17 protein-coding genes are annotated in these 23022 nt (G+C 66.5%); 12 read left to right on the top strand and 5 right to left on the bottom strand.

Translation table 11 applies throughout. The features are described from left to right. Positions 1–3: 3 nt before the first annotated feature. The 3 genes from kdpA to OVA13_RS16430 form a co-directional block, all read right to left on the bottom strand. Positions 4–1707 (bottom strand): potassium-transporting ATPase subunit KdpA, encoded by a 1704-nt coding sequence (gene kdpA, locus OVA13_RS16440; RefSeq protein WP_267791528.1) that lies wholly within the window; start codon positions 1705–1707, stop codon positions 4–6. A 120-nt stretch (positions 1708–1827) separates the two neighbouring features. After that, a complete protein-coding gene (locus OVA13_RS16435; RefSeq protein ID WP_267791527.1) occupies positions 1828–2553 on the bottom strand; it encodes a TorF family putative porin in 726 nt (241 codons plus the stop codon). A 116-nt stretch (positions 2554–2669) separates the two neighbouring features. Continuing rightward, positions 2670–3689, bottom strand: a complete 1020-nt coding sequence (locus tag OVA13_RS16430) for a sugar kinase (protein ID WP_267791526.1) — start codon at positions 3687–3689, stop codon at positions 2670–2672. A 238-nt stretch (positions 3690–3927) separates the two neighbouring features. On the opposite strand from OVA13_RS16430, the gene OVA13_RS16425 reads away from it, so the two are divergent. Together OVA13_RS16425 and OVA13_RS16420 are read left to right on the top strand one after the other, a co-directional pair. Then, a complete protein-coding gene (locus tag OVA13_RS16425; protein ID WP_267791525.1) occupies positions 3928–6699 on the top strand; it encodes a TonB-dependent receptor in 2772 nt (923 codons plus the stop codon). A 416-nt stretch (positions 6700–7115) separates the two neighbouring features. Then, a complete protein-coding gene (locus tag OVA13_RS16420; protein ID WP_267791524.1) occupies positions 7116–10043 on the top strand; it encodes a TonB-dependent receptor in 2928 nt (975 codons plus the stop codon). A 345-nt stretch (positions 10044–10388) separates the two neighbouring features. Here OVA13_RS16420 and OVA13_RS16415 read toward each other — a convergent pair whose 3' ends face one another. Further along, positions 10389–11744 carry a pectate lyase family protein gene (locus tag OVA13_RS16415; protein ID WP_267791523.1) on the bottom strand — a complete coding sequence of 452 codons (1356 nt, stop codon included), beginning with the start codon at positions 11742–11744 and terminating at the stop codon, positions 10389–10391. A gap of 153 nt (positions 11745–11897) precedes the next feature. On the opposite strand from OVA13_RS16415, the gene OVA13_RS16410 reads away from it, so the two are divergent. The 10 genes from OVA13_RS16410 (at position 11898) to OVA13_RS16365 (ending at position 22496) form a co-directional block, all read left to right on the top strand. Further along, the gene (locus tag OVA13_RS16410; protein ID WP_267791522.1) at positions 11898–12740 is read left to right on the top strand and encodes a 2-keto-4-pentenoate hydratase; all 843 of its coding nucleotides are present in this window, start codon (positions 11898–11900) and stop codon (positions 12738–12740) included. 10 nt (positions 12741–12750) lie between these two features. Continuing rightward, positions 12751–13746, top strand: a complete 996-nt coding sequence (locus tag OVA13_RS16405; protein ID WP_267791521.1) for a TRAP transporter substrate-binding protein — start codon at positions 12751–12753, stop codon at positions 13744–13746. Between the two features lie 10 nt (positions 13747–13756). Further along, the gene (locus tag OVA13_RS16400; protein WP_267791520.1) at positions 13757–14275 is read left to right on the top strand and encodes a TRAP transporter small permease; all 519 of its coding nucleotides are present in this window, start codon (positions 13757–13759) and stop codon (positions 14273–14275) included. Between the two features lie 3 nt (positions 14276–14278). Next, complete coding sequence (locus OVA13_RS16395) at positions 14279–15559, top strand: TRAP transporter large permease (RefSeq protein ID WP_267791519.1); 1281 nt, start codon at positions 14279–14281, stop codon at positions 15557–15559. Next, on the top strand, positions 15559–16701 hold the full coding sequence (gene pelA, locus OVA13_RS16390; protein WP_267791518.1) for a pectate lyase: 1143 nt from the start codon (positions 15559–15561) through the stop codon (positions 16699–16701). Before OVA13_RS16395 ends, pelA begins: the two co-directional genes overlap by 1 nt. 61 nt (positions 16702–16762) lie before the next feature. Next, positions 16763–18304, top strand: coding sequence for a family 43 glycosylhydrolase (locus OVA13_RS16385; protein ID WP_267793559.1), 1542 nt, complete (start codon positions 16763–16765; stop codon positions 18302–18304). Between the two features lie 53 nt (positions 18305–18357). Continuing rightward, positions 18358–19413 (top strand): LacI family DNA-binding transcriptional regulator, encoded by a 1056-nt coding sequence (locus OVA13_RS16380; RefSeq protein ID WP_267791517.1) that lies wholly within the window; start codon positions 18358–18360, stop codon positions 19411–19413. 188 nt (positions 19414–19601) lie between these two features. Further along, positions 19602–20456 (top strand): 5-dehydro-4-deoxy-D-glucuronate isomerase, encoded by an 855-nt coding sequence (gene kduI, locus OVA13_RS16375; protein WP_267793558.1) that lies wholly within the window; start codon positions 19602–19604, stop codon positions 20454–20456. Between the two features lie 69 nt (positions 20457–20525). Further along, the gene (gene kduD / locus OVA13_RS16370) at positions 20526–21284 is read left to right on the top strand and encodes a 2-dehydro-3-deoxy-D-gluconate 5-dehydrogenase KduD (RefSeq protein ID WP_267791516.1); all 759 of its coding nucleotides are present in this window, start codon (positions 20526–20528) and stop codon (positions 21282–21284) included. Between the two features lie 54 nt (positions 21285–21338). After that, positions 21339–22496: a cupin domain-containing protein gene (locus OVA13_RS16365; RefSeq protein WP_267793557.1), complete on the top strand. Its 1158-nt coding sequence runs from the start codon at positions 21339–21341 to the stop codon at positions 22494–22496. A 29-nt stretch (positions 22497–22525) separates the two neighbouring features. Here the strand turns inward: OVA13_RS16365 and OVA13_RS16360 are convergent, their stop codons facing one another. Continuing rightward, positions 22526–22987 carry a hypothetical protein gene (locus tag OVA13_RS16360; RefSeq protein ID WP_267791515.1) on the bottom strand — a complete coding sequence of 154 codons (462 nt, stop codon included), beginning with the start codon at positions 22985–22987 and terminating at the stop codon, positions 22526–22528. Positions 22988–23022 lie beyond the last annotated feature (35 nt).

The raw sequence follows: 23022 nt of genomic DNA, 5'->3' as shown, positions 1-23022 counted from the left end.
TTCTCAGAGCGCGCTCAGGGCCAGGTGGTCGGCGATCGGGCCGAGGACCAGCACGGGCATGAACTGCAGCAGGGTCAGGATGACGACCACGGCGATCAGGGTGAGCGCGAAGGTCGGCGTTTCCACCTGGAGGGTGCCGGGGCCTTCGGGCGTGGCGCGCTTGCGCGCGAGCGAAGCGGCGATGGCCAGCGGGATGATCAGCGCCGGGTAGCGGCCGAGCAGCAGCATCAGCGTGGTGCTGAGGTTCCACCAATAGGTCGCATCGCCCAGCCCTTCGAAACCGGAACCGTTGTTGGCGAACGCCGAGGTGTACTCGTAGAACACCTGGCTGATGCCATGGAAGGACGGATTGGAGTTGCCGGTGAGCGACGGTACGGCCAGCGTGATGGCGGTGAAGGCCAGCAGCGCCAGCGGCTGCAGCAGCACCAGCGCGGCCAGCAGCTTCACTTCGTGCGCTTCGATCTTGCGGCCGAACAGTTCCGGCGTGCGGCCGGTCATCAGGCCGGCGAGGAACACGCTGAGCAGCAGGTAGACGAGGAACTGCTGCAGGCCGCAGCCGATGCCGCCCCAGATGGCGTTCACCAGCATGTTGCCGAGCGTCACCAGGCCGGTCAGCGGTGCCAGCGAGTCGTGCATGGAATTGACGGAGCCGTTCGATGTCTGCGTGGTGACGGCGGCCCACAGTGCGGACGGCGCGGCGCCGAAGCGCACTTCCTTGCCTTCCATCAGCGCGATGTCGCCGGAGCTGCCGGACAGGCTTTCGGACCAGAGCGCCGCGCCCGTCGAGACCAGCGACATCGTCAGCATGGTGCCGAAAACGAGCGCGGTGAACTTCCGGCGGCCGGTGAAGCCGCCCACCATGAAGGCGATGCTGACCGGAATCAGGATGATGGCCAGCGTTTCCAGCAGGTTGGAGAACGGCGTGGGGTTTTCCAGCGGCACCGCGCTGTTGGGGCCGTACCAGCCACCGCCATTCGTGCCCAGTTGCTTGATGGCCACCATCGGTGCGACCGGGCCCAGCGGGATCTTCTGTTCGGCCATCTGCGCCGAGGCATCGATCGGCGTCGCGACCGGCCCGCCCTGCAGCGTCGACGGCACGCCCTGCCAGGTCAGCAGCAGCGACCACAGCAGGCACAGCGGCAGCATGACGCGCACGGCCGGGCGGATGACGTCGGCCCAGTAGTTGCCGACGTCGGGTTCGTTGTTCGCCGCGGTGCCGACAGCGTCCTTGCCGCGCCCGCCGAACAGCCCACGCAACGTCGCCACCACCAACGCCAGGCCCATCATCGGCGTGACCACCTGCAGGCCGACGATGCCCGTCATCTGCGCCAGGTACGACAGCTGCGCCTGGCCGGAATAGTGCTGCTGGTTGGTGTTGGTGAGGAACGACACCATGGTGTGCAGCGCCAGGTCCCAGCGCATGTTCGGCGCGTCGTTGGGGTTTAGCGGCAACCAGGCCTGGGTCATGAAGACGCCCCAGGCCAGCAGGCCCAGCACCAGGTTGCTCAGCAGGAAGGCCTTCGCATACGCCTTCCAGCCCATGCCCTGCGCCGGATCGACGCCGAGCATGCGATAGACGGGGCGCTCGATCACCCCGAACAGACGGTCGCCGCGCATCGGCGCACCGCGCATCACCGCGGCGAGGTAGCGGCCCAGTGGCCAACCCAGCGCGATGGCCAGCGCAAAGACGAGGAGGAATTCAGTCATGGGAGTCATCCATCGGCATGCGCGCACGCCGCGTGATCATCAGGAACAGGAGGCCGGCGCCGGCGAGCACGCCCACCAGGGCCAGCAGCAGGTGAAGGAAGTCGGTGACCATGGCGGTGCTCAGAACGCGGCTTGCAGTGCTGCTTCCACGCGCGAGCCCGCCAGCCCGGGGAACAGCGTCTTGGCGCTGCTGTCGGTGGCGTGCGCGGTGACGCGCAGTTCGAACGGGGCCCTGAATGCCCACACGGCGCCCAGCTGTGCGTGCGTGTAGCTGTCGTCGTAGGCGTCTTCCAGCCAGTAGTAGCCGGCAGCGGCTTCCAAGCGGACCTGTTCGCCCAGCGGAAGCTTCGCGCCGAGCTGCGCGTAGGCGCCGGCTTCGTCGGTGGCCAATGCTTCGGTGGAGTAGCCCAGCTGCGCCCAGTAGTTCTGCTTCCAGGTCAGCGTGCCGATGGCCTCGGTCCAGTCGAGGTCGACGGTGGTGGACGGGTAGCGGTAGTGGGTCAGGTTGACGTCGAGCGCCCAGTCGTCGGTCAGCGTGCCGCCCCAGCCGACGGTGACGTCGATTTCGCTGCTGGCCTTGGTTTCCGGTGCGAACTCGACATTCGAGCCCCACACCGCGCCGTAGAGACCATTGACGGCCGAGGCCTTGAAGCCGGCCTGCACGGCCGGGTCGCCCTGGGTCTGGGAGGTGCCGCGCCAGACATAGTCGGTGGTGAGCGCGCCGGAACCGTTGAAGGTCGCGGCCTGCGCGGTGCACGCCACCGCCAGCAGCAGGCCGGTGGCGACCGCGGAAACGACGGGACGCGCAGGCGACGCGCTGCGCGGGTGGAACGACGAGAAAGACATGGATGCGATCCTGGCGGGAGGAGTTCCGCCGACCGCGAAAGTCTGGTCTTCCCCCGCGTAAAGTCGCTATTCCGGCCCGCGCCGCCGCCGTAAATACTGCGTAAAGACAGAGACGCTCAGCGCTTCACGTCCAAGCTGTTTTCCCCAAGGAAGGCCTGCACTTCGGCCGCGCCCACCAGATTGAAATCGCCGGGGATGGAATGCTTGAGGCAGGCCGCCGCCACGCCGAAATGCAGCGCGTCCGCCGCCGGCATGCCGGTGAGATCACCGTGCAGCACACCGGCAGCGAAGGCATCACCGGTGCCGATGCGGTCGACGATCGGCGATACCTCATAGGCCGGCGTCGTGTGCAGCGAGCCGTCGCGCAGCGCGGTGATCGCGGACAGCGCGTGATGGTCCACGCTGCGCTGCACGCGCACGGTGGCGGCCATCTGCCGCAGGTGCGGGAACGCATGGAATGCCGCCGCCGCGCCCGCAGCGAAGCGTTCCTGCGGCGTGGCCTGGGGGAACTCCAGGCCCAGCACCACCTGCAGGTCGCGATGGCTGGCGAACAGCACGTCCGCTTCGGCCATCAGTCCACGCAGGATGGTCGGGGCGTCGCCGCCCCAGGCCTCCCACAACTTCGGGCGGAAGTTGCCATCGAACGAGACCTTGACGCCTGCGGCACGTGCGGCACGCACCGCCATCAGCGTGCCGTCGGCGGCCTGCTGGCCCAGCGCCGGCGTCACGCCGGACACGTGCAGCCAGTCAGCGCCCTGCAGCAGCGCGGGCCAGTCGTGTTTCCCGCCGCCGTCGCGTGCGAACGCGGAGTCGGCGCGGTCATAAAGCACTTCGCTAGGACGCTGGATGGCGCCCGGTGTCAGGAAGTACAGACCCATGCGTCCCGGCGCGCTCTGCACGCCGGACACATCGATGCGGTGCCGCCGCAGTTCGCCCAGCGCGGCTTCGCCCAGGGCGTTGTCCGCCACCAGGCCGACCATGCCGGCCTGGTGGCCGAAGCGGGCAAGCGACACCGCGACATTCGCTTCCGCGCCGCCCACATGCACGTCCAGCACGGGCGACTGCAGCAGCAGCTGGCGACCCGGCGCGCCCAGGCGCAGCAACAGTTCGCCGAAACAGATGACCTTCCCCACCATGACCTAGCTCCCGTGATGACCCGAATGGATGTCCCCGGACAGGCCGATCACCTTGTCCCGGGAGACACGATAAGCCGGTCCGAATGACAGTTGTTGCTGCACCGCACACTCTGTTAGCGTTCGTTTTGACCAGCGGTGTCATTTTACCGGTTGGCCCACAGAAGAAGGTGCCCCAGCACGATTTCGCAGTCAAATCAGTCGCCAGAGAGCGGCCATGGTCCCTTGAGGAGGGGAAAACATGCCAGTCCGTCATACCAACCGGAAGACACCGGTTACCTTGCTTGCCGTTTCGATCGGTCTCGCACTGCAGATGAATGCCGCTGCGTTCGCGCAGGACGCTGCCACGGCGCCCGCGCAGGCCACCGAACCCGCCAGCACCCCCGCCCCGGTCGATACGCTGGATACCGTCAGCGTCACCGGCTACCGCGCCAGCGTCGAGAAGGCACTGGACATCAAGCGTGGCGAGGCCGGCATCGTCGATGCCATCGTCGCCGAGGACATCGGCAAGTTCCCGGACCTCAACCTGGCCGAATCGCTGCAGCGCATCCCGGGCGTGGTCATCACCCGTGATGCCGGCGAAGGCCGCAACATCTCCGTCCGCGGCCTGGATTCCAACTTCACCCGCGTGCGCATCAATGGCATGGAAGCGCTGACCACCGTCGGTTCTTCCGACCAGAACGGCGGCTCCAACCGCGGCCGCGGTTTCGACTTCAACGTCTTCGCCTCGGACCTGTTCTCGCAGCTGATCGTGCGCAAGACCGCGCAGGCGGACGTCGAAGAAGGGTCGCTGGGCGCCACGGTCGACCTGCGCACCGCGCGCCCGTTCGACTACGACGGCTTCACCTTCGCGGCCAGCACGCAGCTGACCCATGGCGATATCGGCAGCAAGACCGATCCGCGCCTTGCCGCCCTGGTCTCCAACACCTGGGCCGATGGCAAGGTGGGCGCGCTGATGTCGGTCGCGTTCTCCGAGCGTCGCACGCTGGAAGAAGGCAGCGGCAGCGGGCGCTGGGCCGGTGGCACCAGCAACGGCAATTTCAACCCGGCCTCTCCCTTCGCACCCGCGCGCCTGGCCACGACCAACCACCCGCGCTTCCCGCGCTACACGCTGATGGAACATGACCAGCAGCGCCTGGGCGTGACCGGCTCGCTGCAGTTCAAGCCGACGGACCGGACCCAGTTCTCGCTGGACGCGCTGTATTCCAAGATCGACGCCGTGCGTGACGAGAAGTACATCGAGGCGATCTCGTTCAGCCGTGGCGGCAGTGGAAAGCCCCAAACGATCGTCCGTGATGGCGTGGTCGAGAACGGGGCACTGGTCTACGGGCTGTTCGACGATGTCGACATCCGCTCGGAAAGCCGCCATGACGAATGGAACACGGTCTTCACCCAGATCGGGCTGGAAGGCGAGCACGAGTTCACCGACAACTTCAAACTGTCCGGCAAGGTCGGCACCTCGAGCTCCAAGCATGAGAATCCGATCCAGACCACGATCATCATGGACAAGAACAACGTCGACAACTACAGCTACGACTACCGCGGCGACCCGTACAAGCCGGTACTCAACTACGGCATCGATCCGACCAGCGGCACCGGCTGGACGCTGGCCGAGATCCGCCTCCGCCCGCAGTACGTCCGCAACGACTTCGACATCGGGCAGCTGGATTTCAACTGGAACATCAGCCCCGGCTTCCGGCTGAAGGGCGGCGTGCAGGCGAAGGACTACTCGTTCTCGACACGCGAGCTGCGCCGCGCCTCGGAAGTGTCCGTGCCCGCGTTCCCCGGTGGCGGCACGATCGTGCCGTCTGACATGACCATGCTCGCCAGCCTGAGCAGCGTCAACGGCTCACCCGGCACCTGGGTGATCCCGAACTACCTGTCATTCGCCAACGTGTTCGACATCTACAGCAACACGGGCACCTTTGCCCTGACCGAGCGCGCCGTGAACACGCGCAACGTCGAGGAAGAGGACCGCGGCGTCTACCTGATGGGTGAGTTCTCGGTCGATCTCGGGCCGATCCCGCTCTCAGGCAACGTCGGCGTGCGTTACGTGCGTACCAAGCAGTCCTCCGTCGGTATCGCGACCGCCAGCGGCACGCCTGTGGCGGCGACGGCGGAGCGCGAATACAGCGACACGCTGCCGTCGATGAACCTGGTGGCTGAGATCACGCCGGACCTGCTGATCCGCCTGGGTGCGGCCAAGGTCATGACGCGTCCGGGCCTGGGCTTCCTGACCCCCGGCGTGACCGTCAACGTCAGCGGTGGGGCACGCACGGTCACCGGTGGCAATCCGAACCTGGATCCGATCCGCGCCGAGACGGTCGACCTGGGCGTGGAGTGGTACTTCGACGAAGGCGCGATGCTGGGCTTGGGCCTGTTCTACAAGGACATCGAGAGCTTCATCCAGAACACGCGCTTCGTGCAGCCCTACTCGGCCAGCGGCCTGCCCGCCAGCCTGCTGGATGGCACCGGCGCCACCGTCAACGATGACTTCACCTTCACCGCACCGCTCAACACGCCGGGCGGCGAGCTGACGGGCCTGGAAGCGAACTACACGCAGCCGTTCACCTTCCTGCCGGGCAAGTTCGCCAACCTCGGCGTGCAGATGAACTACACCTACGTGGATTCGCAGATCCAGTACCTGACCTCGACCGGTGCCAACTCGTTCAAGACCGATCTGACCGGCCTGTCCAAGCACTCGTGGAATGCGACGCTGTACTACGAAGGCGAGCGTTTCTCCGGCCGCGTCTCGGCCACCAACCGCGACGACTACCTGCTGCAGGTGCCGGGCACCGAGGCGGGCTTCGATGCGCACGGCCAGACCGGTACCACCACGGTGGACGCATCCGTGCGCTGGAAGCTCAACGAGAATCTGGAACTGAGCCTGGAAGGCATCAACCTGACCGACGAGGTGCAGGAATCGTGGGTGACCAATTCCGCCGGCCAACTGCCGCTGGACTACAGCGAAACCGGTCGCCAGTACCTGCTGGGCCTGCGCTACAAGTTCTGATCGCACCATGGAATACGCTGCGGCCACGCCGCAGCGGCACTCCGGAGCCCGGCCATTGGCCGGGCTTTTTTTTCGTCGTGCACGATGCAAGCGGATGCACGCTTCCAGTGCTCGCGTGGCAAACGAACGAAAGTAATCAGCGCTACGCCCGCGTGGTGGATATCGGCGGAAAATGCGCCATGTTGGTCGCCGATCGGCCGCCTGAAAGCGAATGTAATCGGTTACGCAAGGCGATTGTCCCCAAGCCATTTTCTCCAGCGGAATCAGGCATTTGTTGTTGCACCGCACACTCTGTTAGCGTTTTTGGCCAGCGGTGTCATCCAGGCGATACGCCACATCGGAATCGGGGGATTCCTGACACCTGCCAGTTCGCAAACCGCACCTCAGAGCGACATGAGCCCTTGGGAGGGGACGCCATGCAGACTCGTATCAGCCATCGCAAGACACCGGTTACCTTGCTCGCGTTTTCAATCGGCCTTGCACTGCACTTCAATGCGCAGGCCCAGGAAACCCCGGCACCCGCCACCCCGCCAGCAGCCACGGATCCGGTCACCGACCTGGACCGCGTGGAAGTGGTCGCGTCGTTCCGCGCGAGCCTGGAGAAGGCACTGGAAGACAAACGCTACAGCGCGGAACAGATCGATGCGGTGGTCGCCGAAGACATCGGCAAGTTCCCCGATCTGAACCTTGCGGAATCGCTGCAGCGCATCCCCGGTGTCGCCATTGATCGTGATGCCGGCGAAGGCCGTTCGATCACCGTGCGCGGCCTGGGCCAGGACTTCACCCGCGTGCGCATCAACGGGCTGGAAGCACTCGCCACCACGGGCGGCACCGACAGTTCGGGTGGCGCGAACCGCGGCCGCGGTTTCGACTTCAACGTGTTCGCGTCGGAACTCTTCAGCAAGCTGACGGTGCGCAAGACGCAGTCGGCGCAGGTCGATGAGGGCTCGCTCGGCGCCACGGTGGACCTGCGCGCCGCGCGCCCGTTCGACTACGAGGGGTTCACCGCCACGGTCACCTCGAAGATGGGCTACAACGAGTTGTCGGAACAGTGGGATCCGCGCTTCTCCACGCTGATCAGCAACACCTGGGCGGACGGGCGCTTCGGCGCACTGGTGTCGGCGTCGTACAGCGAACGCCACCTCTACGAAGAGGGCTACAGCGCCGTGCGCTGGGACAACGGGCCGGCGACCAACGGCTTCTGCAGCCCGGTCGGGTTCACGCCGCAGAACAACACCAACAACAGCGGTCGCGGCACCACCGCGTTGAACTGCTCCACCGGCAATCCCCGCCCCGCCAATACGCCCTCCAACAACGATGCGTACCGGCTGGCGTCCGCCGCGACCACGTTCCACCCGCGACTGCCCCGCTACGGTCGCCTGACCCATGACCAGGAGCGGTTGGGCGTGACGGCGTCACTGCAGTTCAAGCCGACCGACCGCACGCTGCTGAGTTTCGATGCGCTGTATTCCAAGCTGGATGCCACCCGCCAGGAGGACTTCCTGGAGACGATCTCCTTCAGCCGGTCCAATGCGCAGGGCGGCAAGTACGAAACGCACGTGCTGCAGGCCGAGGTCAACGATCGCGGCAACCTGGTCTACGGTGTCTTCGACAATGTGGACGTGCGTTCCGAGTCGCGCTTCGATGAGCTCACGACGGAATTCGCCCAGTACAGCCTCAGCCTGGAACAGGACATCACCGACCGCTTGAAGCTCAACGCGATGGTCGGCACGTCGAAGTCCGAGTTCACTAATCCGGTGCAGACCACGGTGACCTTCGACATCCAGAATCTGGATGGCTACAGCTGGGACTACCGCGGCAACGACCGCCTGCCGGTCATCACCTACGGCAACCTGGACGTCAACAACCCCAACAGCTGGCGCTGGATCAGCAGCCCAGCGGCCAACACGACAGGCTCGGAGATTCGCATCCGGCCGCAGGGCGTCGACAACACGTTCGACACCGGCAAGCTCGACCTGGATTTCCTGATCAACGAGACCTTCACCCTGCGCGGCGGCCTGTCGTACAAGAAGTTCGACATGGACACGTGGGAGTTCCGCCGCAGCAGCGAGACCTCGGTGCCGGCACTTCCGACGGGTACGACGCTGGCGGACGTGGCGACCAGCATCCGCGGTTTTGGACGTGGCCTCAACGGGGCATCGCCGGCTTCGTGGGTGATCCCCGACCTCGACGCCATCGCCACCCTGTTCAACATCTACTGCAACTGCAATACGGGCGTCCCCGGCGGCGACTTCACGCTGACCAGCATCACCAACGGCAATGCGCGTGGCAACAATCGCCAGATCGAGGAAGAAGACCTGGGCGCATACCTGCAGCTGGACTTCAATGCCGACCTGGCCGGGCGTCCGCTGCGCGGCAACGTCGGTGTCCGCTATGCCACCACCGACATCGAAGCGAGCGGCTACACCTCGGCGGGCGGCGGCACGCTGGTGACCGTCACCAACGACTACAAGGACTGGCTGCCGTCGTTGAACCTGGCGTGGGACGTCACCGACGACCTGGTGCTGCGCTTCGGCGCGGCGAAGGTGATGGCGCGCCCGCAGCTGGGCAACCTGTCGCCCGGCGCCGGCGTCACCACCACCGGCACGCCGAACATCCGCGTGGGCAATCCCTACCTGGATCCCTTCCGCGCGACCACCTACGATTTCAGCGCCGAGTGGTACTTCGCCGAAGAGTCGCTGCTGTCCGTCGCGCTGTTCTACAAGGACATCGAGACCTACATCCAGGAGCTGCGCGAGAACATTCCGTACAACCAGACCGGCCTGCCGCTGGAGTGGGTGCCGCCGAGCTTCTGGGAAGTGGAGTTCGACGTACGCACGCCCATCAACACGCCCGGCGGCCCGCTGAAAGGCTTCGAGGTCAGCTACCAGCAACCCTTCAGCTTCCTGCCCGGCGTGTTCAAGGATTTCGGCGCCATCCTCAACTACACCTACGTGAAGTCGGACATCGACTACGCGGTGCCGGGCACGTTCCCGGTCACCTACATCGCCGACGACCTGGTCAACCTGTCGCCGAAGTCGTACAACGCCACGCTGTATTACGACAACAACAAGTTCAGCGCGCGTGTCTCCACCTCGTTCCGCGACGACTACCTGCAGCGCGTGCCGGGCCAGAACAACAATGATGTGGAAGGCAAGCGCAGCGCCTACAGCGTGGACCTGTCGGTGTCGTACAAGCTGGACGACAACTTCTCGCTGACCTTCGAAGGCACCAACCTGACCGACGAGTTCAATGACCAGTACGTGGACTCCGTGGGCGACCGTGCCTCGGTCTACCACCACACCGGGCGCCAGTATTACGTCGGCTTCCGCTTCACGTTCTGATCGCTTCGGGTGCGGCGGCCTTGCGCCGCCGCACCCTCCCTGCCGCTCCCGCCCGATCCTCTCTCCCGGGCGGGAGCCGGCGCCTTGTCCCGTGACCCGGACATGCCGACCTTCTCACAGCCCCCCTACCCCACTGGCCTGCGTGCCACTGCGCTCGTGTGTGCGCACGGCGAAGCGCCGTTCCACGACGAGGCGACGGTGTCTCTTCAGTGCGACGTGATGTTGGACGGCATCGACCCGCTGGGTCGCGCGGCCATCCGATGCGTGGCCGCATGCGGCAGGGTATCGCAGCACGCCGGGCCGCACCCTGCCCATGGCGGGCAGGGTGGGTATTGCATGGGGGATTCAGCGCAGCGGTTCGCCGCGCGGGTATTGGCCGGATTTCGGTTCCATGGTGTCCAGGTTCCATTCCGCTTCGACGAACGGCTTGCGGGTTTCGGCAAGCTTGGGATAGCCACCCACCTGTTCCTGGCTGTCGATGATTTCACCGCGGCCTTCGATGACATCGGCGACCAGGCGTCGGTCGTGCGCATCACGATTCCATGGCGTGGCGCCGGCGGTGGCGATCACGGCATCCTGCACCTGCGCGGCAGGCAACAGGGCGACGCCGAACGGCAGCGCCGGCGCGGCCTTCACCACGTTGATGCGGGCGGGCGCGGTGCTGTAGCGGCCGGTCGACTCGATGGTCGGCTTGCCGATGCGGTCCACCATCAGGTTGTCCTGCATGTAGAGATCGAGGTCACCGGAGCCGCCCAGCATGACGAAGGCCAGCGGTTCGGTGGAGCGCCCGGCACGCAATACGTTGCCGCGCACGACCATGGCGCCGCGCGAGTACGGATGCCCCAGCCATTCCTCGGCGATCAGGTTGTAGTGGATCGCCCGCTGGCCCGGGTTGTAGATCAGGTTGTTGATCACATGCCCACGCGCGCCACCCTTGAACAACGGACTGCGCTCGTAATTGTGCGCATACAGGTTGCCGACGATCAGGATGTCGTTGACGTGGTCGTGGATCAGCGAGCCTTTCGAATGCTCGCCCTTGGCATGGATGGAATTGGCCAAGCCTTCGCTGATGATGTTGTTGCTGAAGGTGATGCGGCGCGAGGCATTGGCCATCCAGTCGGCTTCGCTCTCGCCATGGAAGCGGGTGCTGGAAGCCGACAGGTTTTCGTCGGTAGCCCAGGTCAGCGTGCAGTGGTCGACGATCACGTCGCGCGCCCCGCGCACGGTCGAGATGGCGTCGATGTCGCCCGAGCGTTTCGGCAGGCCGCCATCGCCCGGCCGGATGCGCAGATGGCGAACGACCACGTCATGGGCCGCGATGGTCAGGCCGCCCTTGATCAGGGTGATGCCGGGCGCCGGTGCGGTCTGCCCGGCGATGGTCAGGTAGGGCTCGCTGATGCGCAGCTCCTTCATGCCCAGGTCGATGACGCCGCCGACCTCGAATACGACGGTGCGCGGCCCTTTCGCAGTGATCGCCTCCTTGAAGGAGCCGGGGCCTTCGGCGGCCAGCGTCGTCACGCGGAGGATCTTGCCGCCGCGACCGCCCGGCGTATGCGCCGCCCAACCCTGGGCACCGGGGAACGCCAGTGGACTTGTCTCGGCCGCCTGCGCAACGCACGCGGCCATCACCAGCAGCAGCGCGGGCAGGAAACGGCGCAGTCGGCGGGACGCCGCCGAGTGGGGAAAAGCAGTAAGGAACATTGGCTCCCTCCCAGGAGTGGACCGATGAAGCGTGACACCGGAAATGGATTTTGCGGCAGTGCACATTGTCAATGACACCGGTTTACCATATACAGGCCATCAACCTGCACTGTCACTCGGCAGTGCAACAAAACCCGTCCGGGGAGAGCCCTCTTGAGTACTGATCACCGCGCCGTTGACGGCGACCCAGCGGAAGCGCCCGAACTGGCGGCCATCGCCGCGCAATTCGTCGGTGCGCGGCGGCAGGGGCAGGCGCTGCCCGCATTCCCGGGCGAGATTCCCGCCGACCTGGTCACCGCCTACCGCGTGCAGGACATCGCGATCGCGCGCTGGCCGGATCGCGTGGTGGGCTGGAAGGTGGGTTACATCGCACCGGAAAAGCGCGACGCCTCGGGAGACGAGCGGCTGCTCGGCCCGATCTTCGCGCGTGCGCTGCAGTTGACCACCGGTGGCCAGCACGAGTTCGCCGTGTTTTCCGGCGGCTTCGGCGCGGTCGAGGCCGAGTATGTGCTGCGCCTGGAGGCCGATGCGCCTGCGGACAAGACCGACTGGACGCCGGAGGAAGCCGCCGCTTTCCCTTCCACGTTGTTCATCGGCATGGAAGTGGCCAGCAGTCCGCTGGCGACGATTAACCAGCTGGGTCCGCGCGTGGTCGTGTCCGATTTCGGCAACAACAACGGGTTGATCATGGGTGCGGAGATCCCGCGCTGGTCGTCGATCGCGGAAACATCGCTCACCTGCCAGACCTTCATCGATGACCGCCAGGTCGGCCAGGGCGGCGCCACGACGCTGCCGGGTGGCCTGCGCGCCGCCTTCGCCTTCGCCCTCTCGCGCTCGGCCAGACGCGGCCGTCCGCTGAAGGCGGGCGAGCTGATCGCCACCGGCAACGCGACCGGCATCCATGACATCGTCGCGGGCCAGCACGCGCGCATCCAGTTCAACGGGCATGGCGATATCGTGTGTCGCGCCGTGGCCGCTTCACCGCAACCGGAATGAGCACAGCCGCATGATGAACCGCCGTCGTTTCCTGGGCGCCAGCGTAGGCGCCGCCATCGCCGCACCGTTGCTGGGCAGCAAGGTAGTGGCAGACACGGGCCAGCACGTGCTGACCGCCACCGACGTGCACGTCAAGGACTACCCCACCGTTGAAGCGGTGCGCTGGATAGGCGAGACGATGGCCCGGGAGACCGGCGGCCGCGTCTCCCTGCGGCAATACCACTCGGGCCAGTTGGGTCGCGAGTCGGAAGCCATCGACATGGCCCGCTTCGGCGCCATCGACATGACGCGCGTGTATTCCGGCGCGCTGAACAACGCTTTCCCGTTGACGCAGGCGCTGTGCCTGCCCTACGTGTTCGATTCGGTGGCGCACATGCGCCGGGCGATGGACGAGGGCGTCGGCAAGGCCGTGCTGGACGGCTTCTCCCGGCGTGGCCTGGTCGGCCTGGCGATCTACGATTCCGGCGCACGCTGTTTCTACAACGCACGCCGCCCCATCCAGACGCCTGCCGACCTGCACGGCATGAAGATCCGGGTGCCGGTATCGGACATCTTCATCCGCATGCTGCGCCTGTTCGGCGCCAATCCCACGCCGCTGTCGCTGGGCGAAGTCTTTTCGGGCCTGGAAACACGCATGATCGATGGCGCGGAGAACAACATCCGGAGCTTCCACTCCAGCCGCCACTTCGAAGCCGCACAGTACTGGTCGCAGACCAACCATTCGTATGCGCCGGACGTACTGCTGGTGTCGCAACGCACGATGGATGCGTTGCTGCCAGGGGATCGCGAACTGCTACGGGAAACCGCGCGTCAATCGGTAGGCGTGATGCGCACGCTGTGGGACGAATCGGAAGCCAAGGCGCGCGCCGCGGTGATGGCGGGCGGCGTACGTAGCAACACCGCCGACCTGGCCGCCTTCGCCCACGCATCGCAACCCCTGCTTGCCGAGTACCGGCGCGAGCCCGCCATCGAATCCCTGTATCGCCGTATCCGCGACCTGGCCTGAGAACACTGCGATGTCCGAAGAAACCGCAACGCTGCCTGCCACTCCCCTGCAACGCGGCATGGAGTACCTGTCCAACGCCGCCATCGCCGTCGCCGTTGCCGCCCTGCTGGGTCTGGTGGTGGTCCAGGGCTGGCAGGTGATCGCCCGTTACGTGATCAACGATTCTCCCAGCTGGACAGAGCCGGTCACGGTGCTGCTGTTGACCACGGCCATGAGCCTGGGTGCTGCGTCGGGGGTGCATACCAACCGGCACTTCGGGTTCTTCCTGCTGGCCGATGCGCTGGGGCCGCGCATGCGCACGCTGCTGCACGCCATTTCGCCGCTGGTGGTCGCCGCCATCGGCGCCGTGATGGCCTATTGGGGCGCGGTGCTGTTGCTCGATGGCCTGGACATCCGCATTGCCGGCGCACCGATGCCACAAAGCATCGGCTATCTCCCCCTGTCGGTCGGCGGACTGCTGATGGTGGTGTTCGCGCTGAATCGCCTGCTCCTGCTGCTGCGGGCGCCGACCCACGACGAGGCACGCTGACCCATGGCGATCACACTGCTCTTTTCGATCTTCGCCATCCTGTTGCTGATCGGCGTGCCGGTGGCCTATGCGCTGGCCGCGGCTTCCCTGGCAACGCTGCTTTATCTTGACCTGCCCTCGATCGTGCTGGTGCAGCAGATTTCCTCGGGAACGGGCTCGGCGTCGTTGATCGCCATTCCGTTGTTCATCTTCGCGGGCGAGATCATGCTGCGCGGCGGCATTTCCGAACGGCTCATCAGCCTGGCGGCGTCGCTGGTCGGCCGCATGCGGGGCGGCCTGGGACAGGTGAGCATCCTGTCCTCCCTGTTCTTCGGCGGCGTGTCCGGCTCCGCGATCGCGGACGTCTCGGCCGTGGGCGGCACGATGATCCCGCAGATGATCAAGCGCGGCTATGACCGGGACTATGCGGTCAACGTCAGCATCACCGCCGCGCTGGTCGCGCTGCTGGTGCCGCCGTCGCACAACCTGATCCTGTTCTCGGCCGCGGCGGGCGGCGGGCTTTCCATCGCCGACCTGTTCGCCGCGGGCATCGTCCCCGCGCTGCTCATGACGGTCGTGCTGATGTTCACCGGCTGGGCCGTCGCCTGCCGGCGCGGTTATGGCGTGGAAGTGTTTCCCGGCATGCGCGCGGTACTCCTCCGGCTGGTATCGGCATTGCCGGGACTCGGGTTGGTGGGACTGATCTTCTTCGGTATCCGCGCAGGCATCTTCACCGCCGTGGAGAGCGCGGCAATTGCCGTGGTGTATGCGCTGCTGGTGACCAGCGTGCTGTACAGGCAGCTGGACCTGAAGGAATTCCTGGGCACCGTGACCCACGCCGCACGCACGACCGGCGTCATCCTGTTCGTCATCGCGACGGCGGCCGTGTTCGGCTGGCTGCTGGCTTACCTGCAGGTGCCTGCCGCCGCCGTCGAGGCCTTGCAGTCCATCGCCCACAGCAAGTACACGGTGCTGTTGCTGATCGTGCTGGTCCTGCTGCTGCTGGGCACGTTCATGGATCTGGCCCCGATGATCCTGATCTGCACGCCCATCTTCCTGCCGGTAGCCAGGGCGTATGGCATCGATCCGATCCACTTCGGCCTGGTGCTGGTGCTGACCGGTGGCATCGGTCTGGTGACGCCGCCCGTGGGGTCGGTGCTCTTCATCGGCACGGCAATCGGCAAGATCACCATCGCGCAGAGCATGCGGACCATCTGGCCGTTCTGGCTGGCGGGGCTCGCGGTGCTCCTGGTCGTGACGTTGTTCCCCGAACTGTCCCTGTGGCTGCCAAAGGCGATCAAGTGATGGCCAACCGGCGTGCGCTCCTGCTGTGCGGCGCGTTGATGGCGACCGGCACGCCTGCATGGGCGCAGGAGAGCCCGACAGCGCCATCGCTCTCCGGCTTCGAGGATGCCATCCACCACTGGCGCAACGTGCACGGCGACGCTTACCCGCGTTACGCGCCGGAACAGGTGCCGCAGATCGCCGACAACATCCTGCTCTACCAGCGCGTGGACGGCGGCTGGATCGAGAACCAGGACCCGGCACGCATCCTGGACGCCACCGAGCGCGCGCGTTTCGAGGCCGAGGCGCGCAAGTCGGGCGGCAGCTTCGACAACCGCAACATCTACACGCAGCTGGATTACCTGGCCACCGCGTTTGCCCTGACCGGTGACGTGCGTTACCGCGACGGCAGCCTGCGCGGCCTGGCCTTCACGCTGGCGCAGCAGCTGCCGGCGTGCGGGGGCTGGCCGCACACGGTGCCCGCCACGCAGTCGTATCACCCGCACATCACCATCGCCGATGACGTCACCGCCGGCGTGCTGGGCATGCTGCGCAAGGTGCTGACCGACACGCGGCGCTATGCCTTCGTGGACGACGCGACGCGCGTGCGCGTACAGCAGGCGGTGGCGCGTGGCGATGCCTGTCTGTTGAAGCTGCAGGTGCGCCAGGGCGACCAGCTTGCGGGTTGGGCTGGCCAGTACGATGACGGCACGCTGCAGCCCGCGCAGGGCCGCAAGTTCGAATTGCCCTCGATGGCCGCGCAGGAATCGGTCGGCGTGGTGCGCTACCTGATGTCGATCCCGCAGCCGTCGGCCGAGGTGGTGGCTTCGGTGGAAGGCGCCGTTGCATGGCTGCGCAAGGTGGAGATCACCGGCTGGCGCATCGAGACCTTCGAGGCGCCGGCGGAGCAGTTCCAGCACCACAGCACCAGCAAGGATCGTCGCCTGGTCGCCGACCCCGCCGCCACCGGCCTGTGGGCACGTTTCTACGACGTGGCCGACAACAGCGTGGTGCTGGCGACCCGCGACAGCCAGCGCGTGGCGCGCTACGAAGACATCCCGCGCGAACGCCGCACGGGATACGAGTGGTACGGCAGCTGGCCCAAGCGACTGCTGTCGAAGGAATACCCGCAATGGAAGGCGCAGTACGCGTCGTCGAAGTAGAGGAATCCGGATGGGCATCAAGTCGTTCTTGTTCGCAGCGCTGTGGCTGCTGGCCCCTGCCATGGCATGCGCGGCCGAAGGCGCCTCCGCGCCCGCGTGGAAACGTGGCATCGAGCATCAGCGCCAGGCCGACCTTGGCGATGGCACGTTCCTCAATCCCGTGCTCGCCGGCGACCGGCCCGATCCGTCCGTGCTGAAGGACGGCGAGGACTACTACCTCACCCTGTCGTCCTTCACCGCCTACCCCGGCCTGCCACTGTGGCACTCACGTGACCTGGTCAACTGGCAACCGATCGGCCATGCCATCACCCGCAACGTCGGCTCGATCTGGGCGCCGGACCTGGTCAAGCACAAGGGTCGCTATTACATCTATTTTCCCGCGCGCGTGGGCGGTACGGAATCGCCGCGACGCAGCAACTTCGTGGTGTGGGCCGACGATATCCGCGGGCCCTGGAGCGAACCGATCGACATCGGCCTGCCGGGCCACATCGATCCGGGCCATGCGGTCGGCGAGGACGGCAAGCGTTACCTGTTCCTCAGTGCCGGCGACTACGTGCAGCTCGCCGCCGATGGCCTGAGCACCGTGGGCGAGGTGAAGCATGTCTATGACGGCTGGCGCTATCCGGAGTCGTGGGACGTGGAGGGCTACGCGCAGGAAGGCCCCAAGATCACCTTCCGCAATGGCTGGTACTACATGATCACCGCCGTGGGCGGCACCGCCGGCCCGCCGACCGGCCACATGGTGATCGTCGCGCGTTCGCGTTCCATCCACGGGCCGTGGCAGAACGCGCCGAACAATCCGGTCGTGCGTACCACCTCGCGCGACCAGTACTGGTGGTCGCGCGGCCACGCCACGCTGGTGGAAGACGCGGCGGGCCAGTGGTGGATGATCTACCACGGTTACGAACGGGATTTCTGGACACTGGGCAGGCAGGCGCTGCTGGATCCGATCGAATGGACCGACGATGGCTGGTTCGTTGCCAAGGGCGGCGACCTGAGCCAGCCGCTGCGCAAGCCGGCGGGCGCGTCATTGGGCCAGCACGGCATGGCGCTGTCGGATGATTTCCGCGCCGGCAAGCTCGGGCCGCAGTGGGCCTTCTACGATCCGGGCCCGACGGAAGCCGCCCGCGTCACCGTCGGGGACGGCGTACTGAGCCTGCGCGGCAAGGGCAGTGCGCCGCGCGACAGCTCTCCGCTGGGCGTCATCGCCGCGGACCTGGCCTACCAGTTCGAAGTGGAGATGGACATCGAACCGGGCGCGCAGGGCGGCGCCGTGCTGTTCTACAACGACCGCCTGTACGCGGGCGTGGGCAGCAATGGCGAGCAGTTCGTCATGCACCGGTACGGACTGGAACGCCCCGGCACCCTCAAACCCAGCACCAAGGGCGGGAAGCTGTGGCTGCGGGTCACCCACAACCGCCATATCGTCACGTTCCATACCAGCACCGACGGCAAGGCCTGGACCAAGTATCCGGTCCAGATGGAAGTCTCGGGGTACCACCACAACGTGGCCGGTGGCTTCCTGGCCTTGAAGCCGTCGCTGTATGCCGCGGGCCAAGGGCAGGTGCAGTTCCGTAATTTCCGCTACCGCGCGCTGGACTGACCCCAACCGCTAGAATCCCGTCACGCCACCCTGTCCAAGGCCGTTCCCGCCCCATGCCCGCGCGCAACAAACCCGAAAGCCCCGCCCCCCGCCCGACCGGCGGCAAGGCGGCGACCATCAACGACATCGCGCGGCTCTCGGGCGTTTCGAAGAAGACGGTCTCCCGCATCATCAACCACTCGCCGCTGGTCCGTAAGGACACCCGCGACAAGGTGGAAGCCCTGATGCGGGAAGTGGGCTACGTGCCGGACCCGATGGCGCGCGGCCTGGCCTTCCGCCGCTCGTTCCTGATCGGCATGGTCTACGACAACCCGACCGCCCAGTACATCGTCAACATGCAGTACGGCGCGCTGGACGCGTTGCGCGACTCCGGCTTCGAGCTGGTCGTGCATCCGTGCGACAGCCGCAGCCCCGGCTACATCGACGGCGTGCGCCGCTTCGTGCAGCAGCAGAAGCTGCACGGCGTGATGCTGGTGCCGCGCGCCTCCGAAGACCAGGCGCTGGCCGACATGCTGGCCGAGATCGGCTGCCGCTACAGCCGCATCGCCTCGGTGTCGATGGACGAACCTTCGCGCATGGTGGTGACCCACGACCGCAACGGGGCTGCGGAAGCCGCGGAATACCTGCTTTCGCTGGGCCACACCGACATCGCCCTGATCACCGGCCCCAGTGCCTACCGCTCGGCGATCGAACGCACGTCGGGCTTCGTCGATGCGCTCGCCCAGCGCGGCATCGAACTGCCCAAGTCGCGCATCATCGAAGCCGGCTATACGTTCGAATCGGGCGTGGTGGCGGCGGAGAAACTGTTGTCCGGCAAGAACCGCCCCACCGCCATCTTCACCGGCAACGACGAAATGGCCGCCGGCGTCTACAAGGTGGCCCTGCGTGCGGGCATCAGCATTCCGCGCCAGTTGTCGGTGGTCGGCTTCGATGACAGCCCGCTGGCTTCCCGCTTGTGGCCGTCGCTGACGTCGGTGCGGCGTCACACGCGCGACACCGGTCGCATCGCCGCCGCCATGCTCATCCAGCCGGAAGGCGCGCCCGCGCTGGCCGCCGCCAGCATCCGCCCGCACCTGATCATCCGTGACTCCTCGCAGCCGCCGGAGTGAGGTGATGGGTGATGGGCGATTCGTAAGGGCCGGCGCCAGAAGCCCGCGCAAGCCGCTTTCCTGAAATCACCGATCACCCATCACAGCCTTATCCCGCACCGCAAAATGACACCGGTTACCAAAGCCATTAGAATCGCCCCACCCCATCCGGCCTGCGCCCGATCCGTCGGCGCCGCCATCCACGGAGCCTGACCATGTTCTGCAAGACCTACCACGCCACCCACCCCGACATGATGGCCGGCGCCAGCAACGACCAGCTGCGCGACCGTTACCTGATCGGCAGCCTGTTCGTGGCCGACACGGTGCAGCTGAACTACTCGCACAACGAGCGCTTCGTGATCGGCGGTGCCGCCCCCGTGGCGAAGAAGGTCGACCTGCCGCGCCAGACCGAGCCCGCATCCGCCGCCGGCAAGCCGTTCCTGGAGCGTCGCGAACTGGGCGTGATCAATGTCGGCCAGGGCACGGGCAAGGTCACCGTCGACGGCACCGTCTACACGCTGGGCCCGAAGGACGGCCTGTACGTGGCGATGGGCAGCGCCGACGTGGCGTTCGAGTCCGACGACGCCGCCAACCCGGCCAAGTTCTACCTGACCTCCACGCCGGCGCATGCGCGCTTCGAGACCAAGGCGCTGGCGATCAAGGATGCGGTGGCGCTGGAGCGCGGCGCGCTGGAAACCAGCAACGAGCGCACCATCTACCAGTACATCGTGCCGGCCACCTGCCAGTCCTCGCAGCTGCTGCTGGGCCTGACCGTGCTGAAGACCGGCAGCGTCTGGAACACCATGCCGCCGCACCTGCACGACCGCCGCAGCGAGGTGTACTTCTACTTCGACCTGGCCGACAACGACCGCGTCTACCACTTCATGGGCGAACCGGACGCGCAGCGTCACATCGTCGTGCAGAACGACGAAGCCGTCGTGTCGCCGCCGTGGTCGATCCACATGGGATCGGGCACCAGCAACTACTGCTTCATCTGGGCGATGGGCGGCGAGAACCTGGACTACACCGACATGCACGTGCTGGACATCTGCCAGCTCAAGTAAGCGTCCGCAACGCCACCCGCGCCACCACACGTTGCACCCGGCGCCACCATCACCCGAGGGAATACCACGATGGCAAGCAATCCGTTCAGTCTCGAAGGCAAGATCGCGCTGGTCACCGGTGCCAACACCGGCCTGGGCCAGGGCGTGGCGCTGGCATTGGCCGAAGCCGGTGCGGACATCGCCGCCGCCGGCATCGTGCCGGCCAGCGAAACCGAAACCAAGGTGAAGGCGCTTGGCCGCCGCTTCATCAACATCGACGCCAACCTGATCAGCATCGAGCCGGTGGAGCGCATCGTCGCCGAGACCGTCAGCGGCCTGGGCGGGCTGGACATCCTGGTCAACAACGCCGGCCTGATCCGTCGCGCCGACGCGGTCGATTTCAGCGAGAAGGACTGGGACGACGTGATGAACGTCAACATCAAGTCGGCCTTCTTCATGTCGCAGGCGGCGGGCAGGCACTTCATCGCGCAGGGCAGCGGCAAGATCATCAACATCGCCTCGATGCTGTCGTTCCAGGGCGGCATCCGCGTGCCGTCGTACACGGCCAGCAAGTCGGGCATCGCCGGCATCACGCGCCTGCTGGCCAACGAGTGGGGCAACAAGGGCATCAACATCAACGCCATTGCGCCCGGCTACATGGCCACCGACAACACCGCGCAGCTGCGCGCGGACGAAGACCGCAACAAGGCGATCCTGGACCGCATCCCGGCGGGGCGCTGGGGCGAGCCGTCGGACCTGGGCGGCACCGCGGTCTTCCTGTCTTCGCGTGCATCGGACTACGTCAATGGCGCGATCATCCCCGTGGACGGCGGCTGGCTGGCGCGCTGACCCATCGCTTCAACGACGCGGGCCGCGCGCTCCCTCTCCCTTGCGGTCCGCGTCATCTTTCTTCCACAACCGGTGGTCGGCATGCTCAGACCCGCGCTGTCCCTGGCCCTGCTGGCCTGCGCCTTCTCCACTCTTGCGCAGGCAGCATCGCCGCCACCCCGACAGGTCTTCATCGCCGGTGATTCGACCGCCAGCGAGTACGGGCCGGAACGTGCCCCGCGTGAAGGCTGGGGCCAGCAGCTGCAGACCTTCCTGGATGACGGCTATGTCGTCCGCAACCATGCCCGGAGCGGCCGCAGTTCGCGCAGCTTCGTGGATGAAGGCTGGTTCGACGGCATGGCGAAGGACATGCGTGCCGGCGACGTGCTGCTGATCCAGTTCGGCCACAACGACGCCAAGATCGAAGACCCCACGCGCTACAACGAGCCTGCGAAGGCCTTTCCCGAATGGCTGGGCCGCTATCTAGCGCTGGCGCGGAAGAAAGGGGCAACGCCGATCCTGGTCACGCCGGTGGCGCGCCGCAAGTTCGACCGTGGCCAGCTGCTGGACACGCACGGCGTGTATGCACAGGCGGTGCGTGACCTCGCAGCGCGCGAACACGTCGCGCTGATCGACCTGACCGCGCTGAGCATGGACTGGCTGCGCGCGCAGGGCGATGAGGCATCCAAGCCGTATTTCATGCACGTACCCGCGCAGCAGCAAACCGACGACACGCATTTCCAGACGCGCGGTGCGGTGATGGTGGCGTGCCTGGTGGTGGCAGGCTGGAAGCAGGTCGATCCCGCGCTGGGCGCCCACGTGAAGCGCGATACGGATTGCGGGGCGCCGGCCACGGCCCTTGCCGACCGCAAGGCGCAGCCACACCCGTCGCTGGTCGTGCACGAACGCGACCTGGCGGTCCAGCAGCCCGGCCCGCACGGTGGCGCCGGCACCACCACGGCCTACCCCTTCTTCCGCGATGCGCCCGCGATGGGGTTCGAGTTCCGCAAGCGCGTGCTTCACAAGGGCGCCGGCATCGGCCTGCACCAGCACCATAAGGACGAGATCTACTACGTGCTCAGCGGGCGTGGCGTCTACGAGCTGGATGGCACGGCACAGGTCGTACAAGCCGGCGACGCCATGCTGACGCGTCCCGGCAGCACGCACGGCATCCGGCAGGATGGCGATGACGATCTGGTGTTGCTGATCATGTATGCGCGCAAGGTGCCGTGATCCGGTAACAGGCGACGGCTGACGGTCCGTCAGGGAGACGGCGCGGGTCGCTCCCAGCGGCGATAGGTGTCATCGAGTGATTTGCGCAGGCGACGGAATTGCGGCGTGCCCGGCGGCACCTGCAGGCGCTCGGCTACCGCTTCCCATCCGCCCGCATGGTCGCGTGACCACTCGCGCACCACGGCGCGGCAGGGCTGCCCTGCCACCTGCGCCAGTGCGCAGGCCATGTAGATATCGCCTGCCGCCCAGTCCGGCTGCTCCTGCATCGCTTCCACATAGGCCCGCGGCACCATGTAGTAGCGGCCCATTTCGTCGGCGAATGCGGCGGGATAGCGGCTGGCGTATTCGTTGATGTCGGCAAGGTAGCGGTCGACCACCGGGTCGCCGGAGGCCGGCGCATAGTTGAACGACGCCTGTGCCCGCACTTCGGTTACCCACATCAGGCCCAGCAGGCACGTGATCCACAGCAGGTGCGGGCGGAGAGGAGGCATCGGAGCATTGTGCCCCACTCCGCCCGCCGGTGGTC

Source organism: Pseudoxanthomonas sp. SL93, assembly GCF_026625825.1.
In the GTDB taxonomy this organism is placed as follows: domain Bacteria; phylum Pseudomonadota; class Gammaproteobacteria; order Xanthomonadales; family Xanthomonadaceae; genus Pseudoxanthomonas_A.
The sequence above is the reverse complement of the archived record's forward strand: the minus strand, read 5'-3'. Positions and strand labels throughout refer to the sequence as shown.

What these genes read in the sequence shown, in the direction of transcription:
- OVA13_RS16380 (WP_267791517.1), top strand. Translation starts at nt 18,358, where the DNA reads ATGCCCGCGCGCAACAAACCCGAAAGCCCCGCCCCCCGCCCGACCGGC.
- OVA13_RS16405 (WP_267791521.1), top strand. Translation starts at nt 12,751, where the DNA reads ATGATGAACCGCCGTCGTTTCCTGGGCGCCAGCGTAGGCGCCGCCATC.
- OVA13_RS16425 (WP_267791525.1), top strand. Translation starts at nt 3,928, where the DNA reads ATGCCAGTCCGTCATACCAACCGGAAGACACCGGTTACCTTGCTTGCC.
- OVA13_RS16430 (WP_267791526.1), bottom strand. Translation starts at nt 3,689, where the DNA reads ATGGTGGGGAAGGTCATCTGTTTCGGCGAACTGTTGCTGCGCCTGGGC.
- OVA13_RS16360 (WP_267791515.1), bottom strand. Translation starts at nt 22,987, where the DNA reads ATGCCTCCTCTCCGCCCGCACCTGCTGTGGATCACGTGCCTGCTGGGC.
- OVA13_RS16420 (WP_267791524.1), top strand. Translation starts at nt 7,116, where the DNA reads ATGCAGACTCGTATCAGCCATCGCAAGACACCGGTTACCTTGCTCGCG.
- pelA (WP_267791518.1), top strand. Translation starts at nt 15,559, where the DNA reads ATGGCCAACCGGCGTGCGCTCCTGCTGTGCGGCGCGTTGATGGCGACC.
- OVA13_RS16415 (WP_267791523.1), bottom strand. Translation starts at nt 11,744, where the DNA reads ATGTTCCTTACTGCTTTTCCCCACTCGGCGGCGTCCCGCCGACTGCGC.
- kduD (WP_267791516.1), top strand. Translation starts at nt 20,526, where the DNA reads ATGGCAAGCAATCCGTTCAGTCTCGAAGGCAAGATCGCGCTGGTCACC.
- OVA13_RS16435 (WP_267791527.1), bottom strand. Translation starts at nt 2,553, where the DNA reads ATGTCTTTCTCGTCGTTCCACCCGCGCAGCGCGTCGCCTGCGCGTCCC.
- kdpA (WP_267791528.1), bottom strand. Translation starts at nt 1,707, where the DNA reads ATGACTGAATTCCTCCTCGTCTTTGCGCTGGCCATCGCGCTGGGTTGG.
- OVA13_RS16385 (WP_267793559.1), top strand. Translation starts at nt 16,763, where the DNA reads ATGGCATGCGCGGCCGAAGGCGCCTCCGCGCCCGCGTGGAAACGTGGC.
- OVA13_RS16395 (WP_267791519.1), top strand. Translation starts at nt 14,279, where the DNA reads ATGGCGATCACACTGCTCTTTTCGATCTTCGCCATCCTGTTGCTGATC.
- OVA13_RS16400 (WP_267791520.1), top strand. Translation starts at nt 13,757, where the DNA reads ATGTCCGAAGAAACCGCAACGCTGCCTGCCACTCCCCTGCAACGCGGC.